The organism is Propionispora vibrioides, assembly GCF_900110485.1.
Lineage (GTDB): Bacteria > Bacillota > Negativicutes > Propionisporales > Propionisporaceae > Propionispora > Propionispora vibrioides.
The window spans coordinates 1-13,881 of sequence record NZ_FODY01000002.1; the positions used below are offsets into that span (position 1 = coordinate 1).

At 49.3% G+C, this 13,881-nt stretch carries 12 protein-coding genes; 1 reads left to right on the top strand and 11 read right to left on the bottom strand.

Annotated features, from left to right (window positions below; all coding sequences use genetic code 11):
* Positions 1-326: 326 nt before the first annotated feature.
* Entirely contained in the window at positions 327-740 is a 414-nt protein-coding gene (locus tag BMW43_RS01950) for an Lrp/AsnC family transcriptional regulator (RefSeq protein ID WP_091743726.1), read from the top strand.
* A 61-nt stretch (positions 741-801) separates the two neighbouring features.
* Here the strand turns inward: BMW43_RS01950 and dapA are convergent, their stop codons facing one another.
* The 11 genes from dapA to BMW43_RS02000 form a co-directional block, all read right to left on the bottom strand.
* Positions 802-1,683 (bottom strand): 4-hydroxy-tetrahydrodipicolinate synthase, encoded by an 882-nt coding sequence (dapA, locus tag BMW43_RS01955; protein ID WP_091743727.1) that lies wholly within the window; start codon positions 1,681-1,683, stop codon positions 802-804.
* Positions 1,684-1,944: 261 nt separating this feature from the next.
* Positions 1,945-2,580 (bottom strand): hypothetical protein, encoded by a 636-nt coding sequence (locus tag BMW43_RS01960; RefSeq protein ID WP_091743728.1) that lies wholly within the window; start codon positions 2,578-2,580, stop codon positions 1,945-1,947.
* 186 nt (positions 2,581-2,766) lie between these two features.
* Positions 2,767-3,684, bottom strand: a complete 918-nt coding sequence (locus BMW43_RS01965; RefSeq protein ID WP_245732185.1) for an aminotransferase-like domain-containing protein — start codon at positions 3,682-3,684, stop codon at positions 2,767-2,769.
* Positions 3,685-3,696: 12 nt separating this feature from the next.
* Positions 3,697-3,966, bottom strand: coding sequence for a hypothetical protein (locus BMW43_RS21460; RefSeq protein WP_245732186.1), 270 nt, complete (start codon positions 3,964-3,966; stop codon positions 3,697-3,699).
* Positions 3,967-4,008: 42 nt separating this feature from the next.
* Positions 4,009-5,574 (bottom strand): MocR-like pyridoxine biosynthesis transcription factor PdxR, encoded by a 1,566-nt coding sequence (pdxR, locus tag BMW43_RS01970; RefSeq protein ID WP_091743729.1) that lies wholly within the window; start codon positions 5,572-5,574, stop codon positions 4,009-4,011.
* Between the two features lie 141 nt (positions 5,575-5,715).
* The gene (locus tag BMW43_RS01975) at positions 5,716-7,680 is read right to left on the bottom strand and encodes a methyl-accepting chemotaxis protein (protein WP_091743730.1); all 1,965 of its coding nucleotides are present in this window, start codon (positions 7,678-7,680) and stop codon (positions 5,716-5,718) included.
* A gap of 209 nt (positions 7,681-7,889) precedes the next feature.
* Complete coding sequence (locus BMW43_RS01980) at positions 7,890-8,801, bottom strand: hypothetical protein (protein ID WP_091743731.1); 912 nt, start codon at positions 8,799-8,801, stop codon at positions 7,890-7,892.
* 18 nt (positions 8,802-8,819) lie between these two features.
* Positions 8,820-9,812, bottom strand: a complete 993-nt coding sequence (gene yjfF / locus BMW43_RS01985; protein WP_091743732.1) for a galactofuranose ABC transporter, permease protein YjfF — start codon at positions 9,810-9,812, stop codon at positions 8,820-8,822.
* Positions 9,787-10,866, bottom strand: coding sequence for an ABC transporter permease (locus BMW43_RS01990; protein ID WP_091743733.1), 1,080 nt, complete (start codon positions 10,864-10,866; stop codon positions 9,787-9,789). Before BMW43_RS01990 ends, yjfF begins: the two co-directional genes overlap by 26 nt.
* Positions 10,859-12,373 (bottom strand): sugar ABC transporter ATP-binding protein, encoded by a 1,515-nt coding sequence (locus tag BMW43_RS01995; protein ID WP_091743734.1) that lies wholly within the window; start codon positions 12,371-12,373, stop codon positions 10,859-10,861. Before BMW43_RS01995 ends, BMW43_RS01990 begins: the two co-directional genes overlap by 8 nt.
* Positions 12,374-12,474: 101 nt before the next feature.
* The gene (locus BMW43_RS02000; protein WP_091743735.1) at positions 12,475-13,452 is read right to left on the bottom strand and encodes an ABC transporter substrate-binding protein; all 978 of its coding nucleotides are present in this window, start codon (positions 13,450-13,452) and stop codon (positions 12,475-12,477) included.
* Positions 13,453-13,881: the final 429 nt, after the last annotated feature.

The window sequence follows — 13,881 nt, forward strand, 5'->3', positions numbered from 1 at the left end:
CCTTCTGAATGGAGGATAAAGCAGTCGTGCTTGTCCTTCGCCACATCAATTCCAACGCAAACCATAATGATACCTCCGGTGTATGATGATTTGACGCTGTTTAGGCCCACAGCTCCCTCTGCTCTTGTAACCTCGTTCTAAATAAACCGTCAGGCGGTATCTAACTGATTAACAATTCTGCAAAGGGCTGTGGTTGGAGCCTTTCTGCAACCATCATGTGGTAGGAGAAATAAACCAATCCACAGCATCCTAAACATTGTAGCACATAGCCCTTGGAGAGGGGCTCTAATCACTACTACTTTATAATACGAGGATTTATAAAAAACATGCTTGATCATACAGACTTAGCCATTATCAGCTTATTAAAAACCAATTGTAAAATGCGGTTCAGCGATATGGGCGAATTGGTTCATTTAACAGGCCAGGCTGTCTCCAGCCGGATTGCCCGTTTGGAAAAGGAGGGCATTATCCGGGGCTACTCCGTGCTGCTGGATGAAACCCAGCTGGGGAAAACCATAACCGCCTATGTCACCGTCTTTATGAAAACCACCAACCACCGGAACTTTCATGTTTTTATAAAAAATCAAGACTCAGTCCGGGAGGCAAGCCGGATCAGCGGGGAAGGCTGTTATTGGCTCAAGCTGTCCGTCGGCTCGGAGACAGAACTGAATCATTTCCTGGATGAAATTTTGCAATTCGGCAACTACCGGGTCAACCTGTGTATCGACAAAATCAAATAAGACAATAAAAATCAGCACTACACAGTCGTGTAGTGCTGATTTTTATTGTCTTATAACCGAATTATTTTATCAAGCCGTAGGCTCTCATTTCCTGGCGTAACAGTTCCAGATTAGACTCGCTAAGCTCGGTCAGCGGCATCCGGCATTGCCCGGCCTGGAAACCAAGCAAATTAACAGCCGCCTTAATTGGAATGGGATTTACCTCGCTGAACAATGCTTTGATCAGGTTCAAGGTCTGCAATTGCAGCGTAATGGCGCCTGTAATATCGCCCTGGAAAAAGCGCATAACCATGTTGTGCGTATCTTTCGGGATGATATTAGCCATGGTGGAAATGACGCCCTTACCGCCCAATGATAATAGCGGCAATACCGTATTGTCATCACCGGAATATATGGAGAAATCCGCACCGCATAAATTGACCACATCACCGACCTGTGCCAGGTTACATTCCTTAACGGCTATGATATTCTCAACTTCTGACAACGCCTTAATCGTATCGGGATTAAGATTGAGATTGGTTCGGCTTGGCACGTTATACAAAATAACCGGAACCTGAACATGGTTGGCAATGATTTTGAAGTGTTCATAAAGTCCTTTTTGCGTGGCCTTATTGTAATAAGGAGTTACGGAAAGCAAACCGTCGGCGCCAACTGCTTCGGCCTCCTTGGAAAGTTCAATGGCATGGCGCGTATCGTTGCTGCCTGTACCGGCAATAACCGGAATGCGTTTATTCACCCGCTCCACAGCATATTTGATGACAGCAATATGTTCTTCGTCCGGCATGGTGGAGGCTTCGCCGGTAGTACCACATATGACAATGGCGTCGGAACCGCCTTGAATTTGAAACTCAATTAATTCCGCCAACGCTTGATAATCCACCCCGGTGTCGGTAAAGGGAGTAACCAGAGCTACTGCTGATCCGATAAATAATGGTTTTCTCATAAAAACAGCCGCCTTTATTCAGATTAAAATCATACCAGTATGATTTAGCCCCATGAAAAGGTGGGTGTCGCGCATTCGCACTACCCAGCCTGTCAAACTGCAGGGAACAAAATTAACCTATTATTTTACTTCGGTCTATTCTTGAATAATCCTTTTTTTATAATGCATAAAAACACAAAAGGCGAAGCAGGAAAATACATTGCTGCTTCGCCTTTCCTGCCCTAATCACCAGCTAACCGCCCGGCAGTGGCACCGGCTTTCTTATGAGGCTTCTTCAGCGGCCCAGTCGTCGAGCCCTTGCAAGGTTGCCGCCTGGGTTTTCTGACAAACTTCCGGCAGTTCACCGCCCCAGGCCTTTTCAGCCGCCTTATAACCTTCTTCAATAGCCTGTTTCAACGCATCTACCTTGGAGCGGTCACCGCCGGCCAACGCCTTGGCAAAATCCACCGCTCTGGCAGCCGTCTGCTTCACGCCCCAGAAACCGTCTTCCGAAATGTCCTCTTGCGCTTTTAAGCGAGTATCATCATCGACTTCCAGATTGTCATAAAACTCCTTCAGCTTGCCGTCATACTTCTCCATAATATCGTCATAACTCAGACCGCTTGCTGCCCCGCTTTTGATGCTCTGCCGGGTGATCAGCTTTTCGACCGTTGCCCGCAAGGTGGCCAGTTTGGCCTCCACCTGCTTGCTGATTTCGCTTAACGTAACTGTATCTCTCGTATAAGTGGTTTTGCCGGAAGTCTCCTGATCGGTTGATTTTTCATACACCGCGGCGGCTCCGGCCGCTGCCGCACTGCTGGCCGAGGTACCGGCTCCGCCGGTTGCCGCCGTACCATTCGCAGTCAGGGTCGTCGTACTGCCGGCCTGCGCTGCCGGTGAAACAGAACTGATAGACATAGAAAAACCTCCTTGTTTTTCTGATTGCTTTACTGTTATATCGTTACTTTCCGGCAAAAGGATAAGAGTAACCACTGATTAATTCACACTGCACAGCCTAGTGAGCCGCTATTCCTGCGGTTTTACTTCCTTGCCAGGCGAAAAAATCTCGCGCCAGACCGACAGGTTCATTTGCTCAGTGGTTACCTACGATTCGGCCACCGTATTCATACATTCCTTTAATATCCCGGCCATTCGCCCGATTCCTTCAACAATTCTCGTTTCCGTCATATTGGAAAAGTTTAATCGCAGCGTATTCTCATGGCCGCCATTGGGGAAAAAGGCGCCCCCCGGAACAAAGGCCACCTTTTGCTGCAAACAAGACAGCAACACATCCCTGGCATTGATCACCGCCGGAAGCGTAATCCAGAGAAACAGGCCTCCTTCTGGCTCGGTATAAGTCACATAGTCCGGGAACTCCCGTCTGATCGCTGTCAACATGCAATCACGGCGCCGCCGGTAGACCTGTCTGACCTTACTGACATGCTCCTCGAGATCGAATAACTCGACGAACTTATTTACCTGCATTTGTGAAAATGTACTGGTATGCAAGTCCGTTCCCTGCTTAAACACAACATATTTTTGCATAATTTCCGGCGCTGCACAGATCCAGCCCACCCGGATGCCAGGCGCAAGAACCTTGGAAAACGTACTTTGGTAAATTACCCTCCCCTCGGTATCAAGAGACTTGACCGGCGGCAGCCTGTCACCGGAAAAGCGAAGCTCCCCATAGGGATTGTCCTCAATGACCATAACCTCAAACCGGTTGGCCAACTCGATCAGCTTTTTCCGCCGCTCCAGACTCATCGTCCGGCCGGTAGGATTTTGAAAATCCGGGATCGTGTAAATGCATTTTATCCGGTGATTATGTTCCAGGGCGGTTTCCAATTCGTCCATCCGCATTCCCTGTTCATCCATGGCAATCTCAATAAAATTCGGCGAGTACACCTTAAAGGCATTGATAGCCGCAAGATACGTAGGGCTTTCGCAAATAACACCATCCCCCTCATCAAGCAGGACTTTACCGCTGAGGTCAAGGCCTTGCTGTGAGCCGGTCGTTATCAAAATATCCTCGCTTTACGCGGCAATGCCCAAAGCCCTCATCCTGCCGGCAATCATTTCCCGCAGTGGCTTATAACCTTCGGTTGTACTGTACTGCAAAGCCTTCATGCCGTCTTCAGCCAAAATAGCCTGGCACACGATCTTCATTTCTTCCACCGGAAACAGTTCCGGCGCCGGCAATCCCCCGGCAAAGGAAATGATATCACTGTTTTCTGTTACCTTTAAAATTTCCCGTATTTCCGAAGCTTTCACCTGACTCGCCCGCCGGGCTAATATATTATGCATGTCGCTTCCCCTCTCTAATATGGCTAAAATTCGCGATTGCCCTTATACAATAGGCCTTATGTAACTTCCCATATCCCACTCCGGTTCCTCCACAAGCTGCATACTTTCCTGTACCGCCTGCATGAGCTGATTAATTCCTTTTTGTATTTCCTCCGGCTGAGCAAAAGTATAGTTAAGGCGGGCAAAGCTTTCCCCCTGTGTCCCGTCAGGATAGCAGACCTCGCCGGGCAGAAAAATAACACCCCGCCGGGCCGCGTTAGCCACCAGCTTATGGCGGCTTATCTGTTTGGGAAGGCGGCACCAAATATAGTAGCCACCAGCCGGCTTTTCCCAACTGACACCGGGGACCCGGTATTTTTCCAGTGCCGCCAGCATACAATCCCGCTTGGCGGCATATTCTTGCCGCAGCAATAGCAGGTGCTTCTCATAAAGACCGCTACGGATATACTGATCCAATAACAATTGGCTGGGAGTATTTACATGAAGGTCGGTTAATTGTTTTAGATGGGCAAACTTGCTAATAATGGCCGGCGCAGCAACCACCCAGCCAACCCGCAAACCCAAAAATAACACTTTTGAAAAAGTACTCAGATAGATAACATAACCATGCCGGTCCAATGCTTTTAAGGGTGGCAGCGAGACTCCCTCAAAAGGTAACTCTCCATAAGGGTCGTCTTCTACCACAGGCACCTGATATTGATAGGCCAAGGTTAATACTTGACTGCGCCGGGCCATAGTCATCGTAACGCCGGAAGGATTCTGGAAGGTCGGCAGCGTGTAGATAAACTTGGGTTTATGGCGAATCAGCAAGGCTTCCAGCATGTCGGTACGAATCCCTTCTTTGTCAATCGGCACCCCGATCACCCTGGCCCCGGCGGAGCGAAAGATCTGAATCGCCCCAAAAAAGCTGGGTTCTTCAACGACTACTGTATCCCCTGGATTGATAAATATCCTTGCAACAAAATCAAGGCCTTGCTGAGAACCGGAAAGAATACCGATTTCTCTTGAGGGAACCGTCATCTGGCGCCTGGCCAGCAATTGACAAATGCTTTCCCGCAGCGCCGGATTCCCCTCTACCGGACTATGAGAATACAACATGCATTGGGCGGTTTTAAAAAGCTCTCCCTGCAATGCCTCCAACTGCTCCATAGGGAATAAAGTCGGGTCGGGAAACCCGCCGGCAAAGGAAATCACCTTATCACAATTAGTTAACGACATAATATCACTGATGAGGTGTTCACTATTGGTCGTAATATTTTCATTAAAAAATTGATACCAGGGAAGCTCCCTTACCTGCCTCTCCCTTGGCATTGACGGCTTAAATACCTGTGGGACAACAACCGTTCCTTGGCCGACATGCGATACAATTAAACCATCGGCCTTAAGCTCCTGATATGCTTTCATCACCGTACTGCGATTCACACCCAAAGTCCGCGCCAGACTTCGCTCCGGCGGCAATAGAAAGTCCTCCGGCAGCACTTCGGCAACAATCATATCCCGTATTTGATTCTTAATTTGTAAATAAATCGGCGTCTCGGCCTGACGGTTGAGCTGGATACACATCTTATCACCCTTTATATAACTGGATTGGTACCCTCCAATTACCATTGTAACAGTTCAAACCTCCTTTTAAAGCACCAATTATAAGATTTTACTGCCAGCCAATTTTTCGAACAAAAGCACACTCTACTGCACAGAACAAAGCCGCACAATAGAGTGTGTCATCACTACATGCTGCAAGAGCAGCTTTTAAATTTTAAACTGGCTGACCGCCTTTCGCAATTCATCAGCTAATCTGGCCAATTCCTGACTGGAAGAGGCGATTTCCTCCACCGATGCCGATTGCTCTTCCGTTGCCGCCGATATATTCTGCGCCTGATCGGTAAGCTCCTTACCGACCTGGTCCACCTCACGGGCGGCACTGGCAGCCTGCTCCCCATCCTGGGCCGCAGTGATCAGGCCATCGGCCACCTGATTGATGATCCCGGCTACCGCCTTTACATGGCCCTCAATCGCATTAAAAGCATCTCCCGCAGTCTGCACCACTTCTGTCCCTTTCTTGGCCTCCTCTGTACCGCTGGCCATAGCAGCCACCGCCTGCCCGGTTTTTACCTGAATATCGCCAATCAATCCGGAAATTTGTTTAGCCGCTTCCTGTGACTGTTCAGCAAGCTTACGCACTTCCTCGGCCACAACGGCGAAACCCCGTCCCTGCTCACCAGCCCGCGCCGCTTCAATCGCGGCATTTAAAGCCAGCAAATTAGTCTGGCCCGCAATACCTGCTATCGTTTCCACAATCATCCCAATCTCCTGGGAACTTGTCCCCAACTCGGCAACCACCCTGGCCGAATCCTCCACCGTTTGCTGAATATGATCCATCTGGCTAGAAGCGTTTTCCACAGCCTTACTGCCCGCCACCGTAGCCGCCACGGCTTCTCCGGCTGCCTGCGCCGCTTCCCGGGTAGCCTGCTCCCCTTGCTGCGAACCGGCGGCAATATTTTCGATTAACCCCACCACCTGCGATAGTCCTGTCGTCTGGCGCTCAATCCCCTCGCTGGTCGAGGTAACCGATGCCGCCACCTGATTGGCTGCCTGCGCCGACTGATCGGCACTGGCCGTCAGCTGTTCGGCGGAAGAAGCAACCTGTACTGTAGTATCGGCCACATGGCGCATAATCGTTCGCAGCTTTTGCGTCATATCGGCAAAGCTTTGGGCCAATTGCCCCACTTCATCGCTTGATGAAATTTGCAGGGGTGCCACAGTCAAATCCCCGTCGGCAATCCGTGCGGCCTGAGTAACCAAGGCCCCCAGCGGCCGCAGAGTTACCAGCAAATAACGCCAGCCAACGGCGCTAACCAGCAGAATGCCCACCAGCAGTCCGGCCAGCATCCATTGCAGGCTGGTATAAAAACCATTGTTGATTTCACCTACCGGCAACGTGGTAATGATAAACCATGGCGTTTTCTCAATAGGAGTAAATATGGCCATCGAATCTCGCCCGGCTAAATCCTTATAGTTAATTAATTTTCCTGTATTAGCCTTTAACCGCTCCAACAGCTCGGCGGCAATCTGCTGCTTTACCCTGTCTTTATTGCTATGGGCAATAATAGTGCCATCCTGTGCCACAACAGCCACCACACCACTTTCTCCCACCTTAACCACCGACAGAAAATGCTGCAGCGTCTCCAGATCAAGAGCCTGTAAAATCATCCCCTGCAACTGACCGGCAGCACTTTTTACCGGCTGCGTTATAATAATGGACGACGCTCCATTTACCCGGTTGGTAATAATATCACTGATATGTGCTTTTTGGTCAGCTATTGTATCTTTAAAAAATTGGCGGTCAGCCAGACTGTCACCAACGACCTTGGCATCATAAGGAGCTATGGCCAGCCGATTGCCTGCCGCGTCAAGATAATTTAACCGGTCTATTCCCCAGGAAGCATTCTGCAACGCCACCAATTTAGTCTGAATACGTGCTGCGTCTCCTGACCGCAAATCATTGTCTTCACTGTATTTTTTGCCGCTTTCCTCAAACGAAGTAAACAAATCGGAAACCTGTCCCGCCAGTTGCACCGACTGGTTGTGCATCGTAAGCTCCGTACTGCCCATCATCTGGCGATACAAAACATACATGCCCGAACCGGCTATGATAACGCCAACCAGGACAAGCGAAATTACCAGCAAAATCACCGTTTTCGTTTTTATTGACATAATACCCCTCCTCGTCTGCTATTCGAGCGGCAGATAGCTTGAATTATCCGACTATCCGACACTATTTCTCATAACATATTTACATATTACATTTAGTTTCCATACTTTGTCAATCCATTAGATCTTGTAAGCCATTTATCCCTTTTTTTGTCTCCTATACGGAAAATCAGCCCAGCACATAGCCGGGCTGACTTTCCGTATAGGAGAATCTATGGATAGGAGGAGATAGCTTTGATAAGTTCACAGATACCTGCTTCATCCTCAGGTACCTCATCCGTGACAAACAGTTCCCAAACCTCCCGGTGTTCTATTATTTCATCTGGATTAAGCAGGGTCAGCGGCGACAGCGTCTCCATTTCCAGCATGAGTTCATTGGTATAGGTTTCGTAGGAAACGCCAAAGTCAGGATACTCCGCACCCAGTTGATGAGCATAGCGCTTGATAAACACATGCCCCTTGTTGATATAGGCGGCCCAGCCGGCTTGATTATCAATACCGAATTTAAACGGTACCGTAGCCGCCGCGTCCTGTTGTACGGTAATGTAACGGTCACCCCAGTGTACCCGGGGATCTGTCATTTTGGTATACGGCCACAGAGCGATCAGCCGATTGCCCAGCAAACCTGTATCCCGGTCCGGCTGAGGAACGATTTCCAATCCGCCGGGAGCCATCACCGTTAATCCCCACACCGCCAATTTTACCGGCCAAGCATTTTTATTGGTCAGCCGGTTAATGACTGTAACCTGCTTCGCTCCTGTCAGCTTTATTTCCATTTCTTTTTGTATTTGCACCCAAGGCTCCACGGGCTGGGTCAAAATCACACCGTCTTCCAGCACACAGTAGGTCAGTGGGCTGTTATCGGCTATATACGTCCGTGGCATATGTTCCGGACTGTGCCATAACCGATGCCCGCCTCTTGGCTGCCAATACTGCCCGTCGTAGGTCCTTACCGCGCCATCCTGCTCGCAAAATTCGTTATGCTGCCCGCTAAAGCCAAACCGGATAATCCGCGGCCCGCAATCCAGCGTAGCGACAAAATCAACGGTCCCATTATCCACCTGAAGGCATCGGCCAACCTGACCATACTCTATTTCTTTTATGGAAACCGGCTGCTTTCCCATCACAATTCCTCCCGCCAATTATTCATTGCTTACAAGATTCTTTTTTGCTTCCTTACGAATAATGACAATCCGTTGCAATACGATAAAAACAAACAACAGACAAGCAACCGCGATCTTAGTCCACCATGAACTGAGCGTCCCCTCAAACATAATCAATGTCTGGATGATTCCCTGAATTAATACCCCAAATAAGGTCCCGCTCAAAAAACCCACACCACCGGTAAGCGGTGTGCCGCCAATGACCGCCGAGGCAATAGCATCCATTTCCAGACCCACACAATGCAGGCCATAACCGCTCAGCATATAGAAGCTGAATACCACACCGGCCAGAGCCGAGCAAAAACCATTCAGCGTATAGACCAGAATTTTGGTTTTTGCTACCGGCAAGCCCATCAGCAGGGCGGAATGTTCACCACCGCCGATAGCATACACCGTCCGGCCGAACTTAGTGAAATTCGCCAGATATAAAGCAGCCAGCAAGGTGACCAAAGCGATGACCACACTTAACGAAATGAAGGTATCAAATGGCAGCGGAATGCGGTACTGGGACATCAGCTGATAAAAGGGATCGCTAATCGTAATTGTTTCGGTGCTGATGATATAACACAGGCCGCGCGCAAAAAACATACCGGCCAGCGTTACAATAAACGGCTGGATGCGAAAGAAGTGGATGATGCTGCCCATTGTAACACCGAACAGCGCTCCCATGGCCAGCATCAGCGGAATGACGAGCCACGGACTAACCTGCCTGATTTCCACCAGATAGGCCGACAGCATGCAGACCAAGGCAATGACGGCGCCCACCGAAATGTCAATGCCGCCACTGATCAGTACGAAGGTCATACCGATAGCGGTGATAATCAGAAAAGAATTATCGATGAATAAGTTAAGAAATACCTGCAGCGAGAAAAAGCCCCGATAGGTCACCGAACCGGCCGTAAACAATAAAATAAACAGCAACGTTGTGATCAGGGGAGTTATGTATTTATTGTTTAAGTGCAGCTTTTTCATGCACAACCCCTCCTGTTTTATTCAATTTTCCAAACACGATGGTTTGAAACGCTTCCGATTGTATGAGGCAGATGATAATAACAACCAAGGATTTCACCACCAGTGTAACCTCCGGCGGAACACCGATCGCGTAAATAGTTGTGGTAATACTTTGAATAACCAGGGCGCCAATTACACTGCCCCAAATCGAAAACCGGCCGCCATTTAGTGAATTACCCCCTAAGGCTACGGCCAAAATCGCATCCATTTCAATAAATAATCCGGCATTATTACTGTCGGCGCACTTCACGTTGGAACTGATTATCATACCGGCGATGCCGGCACATAAGCCGCAGAACACGTACACGGCGAAAATGATATTTTTTACCTGCAGCCCGGAAAATCGGCTGGCAGTTGGATTAATCCCCACAGCGGCAATAAACAGACCCAGGGCAGTTTTGCGCACCGCATACATAGCTAACCCCAGTACGGCGGCCACAATCCAAATCGAAAAGGGTAACCCCAGCAAGTAACCGCCGCCGATATAGTGAAATGGTTTATAATAAATGGTAATAATTTGTCCTTCGGTTAACAGCTGCGCCATCCCCCGGCCGGCCACCAGCAAAATCAAGGTTGCCACAATGGGCTGGATGCCAAGTCTGGCCACCATCAGACCGTTCCAGGCCCCCAGCAGCAATGCCGTCAGCAGGGTGAGACCGATAGCCAGCGGAAAGGGCACCAAGGTCACATATTGCTGTACACCGTCGACAAACACCAGTTTCCCGCCAATTAAGGTGGCAGCAACCGCCCCGGCGATGGCAATCACCGATCCAACCGATATATCAATACCCTTGGTGGCAATGACCAGCGTCATCCCAATAGCTAACAGCATGAGTGGCGCCGCCCGGTTAAGAATATCGATCAAGCTGCCAAATAAATGGCCATCCTTGATTTCCAGCCTTAGAAAACCGGGTGTGAAGAAAAAGTTAAAAAGGAGCACAAACCCCAGGGCAACCAGCGGCCAAAAAAGCTGAGATTTTGAGACCTTCCCATACAATGTGTTTATTTTATCCATATGATTGCACCCCTGCTATGGTCTGCATAACCATGCTTTCCGTCAGTTCATCGCCGGCCAGTTCCGCAATTTTCAACCGGTCCCGAAAGACCGCCATACGATGGCAGCAGCGCAGCATTTCATCCAACTCGGAAGAAATAAACAAGACCGCCATTCCCTCACCGGCCAGCTTGACAATCAGCTTTTGAATTTCCGTCTTGGTACCGACATCGATACCACGGGTAGGCTCATCCAAAATTAACAGCCGCGGTTCGGTCAACAGCCAGCGAGCCAGCAGTACTTTCTGCTGATTGCCACCGCTTAAGTTTTTGATCAATTGCTGACTGCCCGGTGTGCTGATATTTAGCAATTTTATATATTTATCGACTATCTGCTCCTGCTGCTGGCGGGTAAGATATCGGTGCCAGCCCCGTTTGGCCTGCAGGGCAAGAATCATATTTTCTCTCACTGTCAAGGCATCAATGATACCCTCCTGCTTGCGGTCTTCCGGGCAAAAACCAAACCCGTACTGTACGGCATCCCTTGACGATGCCAGCGTGACAGGAATGTTATCAATGTATAATTCACCACTGTCCGCCCGGTCAATGCCAAACAGCACCCGGGCAGTCTCCGTGCGGCCGGACCCCAACAATCCGGCCAGCCCCAATACTTCACCGCTGTGGACATCCAGATCGAAGGGATGAATTTTCCCTTTACAACCCCGTTGCCGGACTTTGACAAAAGCGTCCTGCCTCGCCTCGTTTGCCGCTTTCGGCGCTACCTGCCCCAGGGTATCAAATTCTTTGCCAATCATCTTGGCTACCAACTGCACCCGTGGCAACGCTTCCGTTTCAAATTCCCCCACCAGTTGACCATTGCGCAGTACAGTGATCCGGTCGGTAATTTCATATACCTGATCTAAAAAATGAGTAACAAAAATAATGCCCATACCAGTCTTTTTTAAATTGCGCATCACTTCAAACAGCTTTGCAACCTCCTGAGCGTCCAGACTCGAGGTAGGTTCATCCAGAATCAGAACCTGCGCCGAAATGTCAAGCGCCCGGGCAATGGCAACCATCTGCTGAATAGCCACCGAATAGCGGTCAAGCGTCTGGATGACATCAATGGAAAGGTTCAGCTTTGCCAGCAGTAATTCCGCCCGTTCCCTGACTGTATCCCAGTCAATCCGACCGAATTTCATCGGTTCCCGGCCGATAAATATGTTTTCTGCCACCGATAGGTTGGGGCAGAGATTGACCTCCTGATAGACCGTACTGATGCCCAATTGCTGGGCATGCAGCGGATTGCGGGCCAGTATGCGGGAACCGCCAAGCATGATCTCGCCGGCATCCAGACTTTCCACACCGGTCAGCACTTTAATCAGGGTTGATTTGCCGGCACCGTTTTCCCCCATCAGCGCATGTATTTCACCGGCATTCAGCGTAAAGTCAACGCCGGCCAGCGCTTTTACGCCGGGGAAGGTCTTGCCTATGCCACGCATGGTTAATAAGGGCTTTGCCTCATGCATACATAATGTCTCCTTAATAAAAAATCACTCCTCCGGGAAACTGCCGGTCCGGCAGTCTCCCGATATTTCCGTATGCGCGGAACCGGAGTGATCTTTACCTATTAATATTTGCGGGTCGGCAATACTTCTTTTGCCGTATCAGCCCGGAAGATACCCTCTTCGGTTTTTATCCAGCGTTCTACTTTTTCGCCGGCAGCCAGTTTTTTCGCTGCGTCAAACAGTTGCGGTCCCAGCAGCGGGTTGCATTCCACCGTTACATTGGCTTTGCCTGCCGCCATAGCTTCAAAGATGCCTTTGACGCCGTCGATCGATACCACTTTAATGTCCACGCCCGGTTTCAGGCCATATTCTTCAATAGCCTGAATAGCGCCAATGGCCATGTCGTCATTATGGGCATATACGGCCTGAATGTTCTTGCCGTCAGATTTGAGGAAAGCTTCCATAACTTCTTTGCCTTTAGCCCGGGTAAAATCACCGGACTGGGATTTAATAATCTTCATGTCCGGGAAGGCTTGCAGTCCTTCTTCAAAGCCTTTTTTCCGGTCGTTGGCAGCCGAAGCGCCGACCGTTCCCTGCAGTTCCACAATATTACCCTTATTATTCAGAAGTTTGGCCATTTCCGCTGCAGCATTTTTACCTTCCTGAATAAAGTCGGAACCAATAAAGGTTGTATAGAGAGATTCATCTACTTTGGCGCCGCGGTCCACTAAAATAATTGGAATTTTAGCATCCTTTGCTTCCTTGAACACTGTTTCCCAGCCTGACTCTACTACCGGCGCCAGGGCGATGACATCAACCTTCTGAGCAATAAACGAACGGATCGCCTTTATCTGATTTTCCTGCTTTTGCTGTGCATCGGAAAACTTCAGATCGACCCCCAGCTTTTCAGCCGTTTCTTTGATCGAATTGGTTTCTGCCGTCCGCCATTCGCTTTCCGCCCCGATTTGGGCAAAGCCGACCACCAGTTTTTTGTCCTTAGCCGGCTGATTGGTCGCACTCGGTTGTGAACCACAGGCGGCCAGACTTAGCCCCAGCAGCACCATGCTGACCAGCGCCACTCCTTTTTTCCAGGTAAACATACGATATAACCCCTCCCTTGTGACTTGTCTTGCTTTTATTATAGAAAAGAGATGGGTTGCTGTATTTAGAATAATCAGTCATTTTGTATGTTTTTTTGCACAAACTAACTGTCTCAATAAAAAACTCCTGCTGAGCGGCAGCGGTTTACTTGATAAAAAGAAAAAGAAGCTGTTGCAAAATGATTTTGCTTATTTAAACAGCCCGTATGTATGGAGAAATAGCTTGTCGTCCCTTTGTCATTGCCACAAAGGGACCCAAAAGTCTAGGCCTGTCCTCCAAAAAACTTAAGAAAAGACTTGGCTTGTGTCGAGTCCCTAAAGAGAAGACACAAGCCTTAGTCGTTCTTACTTATGATCAGAAAATCTATTCTGATCATGTGAAAAATTGCCGGCTTACTAAAATCCGTAAACTCGCTTCGCTCAAACAAA

Excerpts from the sequence above, each read along its gene's own strand:
- BMW43_RS01950 (WP_091743726.1), top strand. The coding sequence starts at position 327 with ATGCTTGATCATACAGACTTAGCCATTATCAGCTTATTAAAAACCAAT.
- dapA (WP_091743727.1), bottom strand. The coding sequence starts at position 1,683 with ATGAGAAAACCATTATTTATCGGATCAGCAGTAGCTCTGGTTACTCCC.
- BMW43_RS01960 (WP_091743728.1), bottom strand. The coding sequence starts at position 2,580 with ATGTCTATCAGTTCTGTTTCACCGGCAGCGCAGGCCGGCAGTACGACG.
- BMW43_RS21460 (WP_245732186.1), bottom strand. The coding sequence starts at position 3,966 with ATGCATAATATATTAGCCCGGCGGGCGAGTCAGGTGAAAGCTTCGGAA.
- pdxR (WP_091743729.1), bottom strand. The coding sequence starts at position 5,574 with ATGGTAATTGGAGGGTACCAATCCAGTTATATAAAGGGTGATAAGATG.
- BMW43_RS01975 (WP_091743730.1), bottom strand. The coding sequence starts at position 7,680 with ATGTCAATAAAAACGAAAACGGTGATTTTGCTGGTAATTTCGCTTGTC.
- BMW43_RS01980 (WP_091743731.1), bottom strand. The coding sequence starts at position 8,801 with ATGGGAAAGCAGCCGGTTTCCATAAAAGAAATAGAGTATGGTCAGGTT.
- yjfF (WP_091743732.1), bottom strand. The coding sequence starts at position 9,812 with ATGAAAAAGCTGCACTTAAACAATAAATACATAACTCCCCTGATCACA.
- BMW43_RS01990 (WP_091743733.1), bottom strand. The coding sequence starts at position 10,866 with ATGGATAAAATAAACACATTGTATGGGAAGGTCTCAAAATCTCAGCTT.
- BMW43_RS01995 (WP_091743734.1), bottom strand. The coding sequence starts at position 12,373 with ATGCATGAGGCAAAGCCCTTATTAACCATGCGTGGCATAGGCAAGACC.
- BMW43_RS02000 (WP_091743735.1), bottom strand. The coding sequence starts at position 13,452 with ATGTTTACCTGGAAAAAAGGAGTGGCGCTGGTCAGCATGGTGCTGCTG.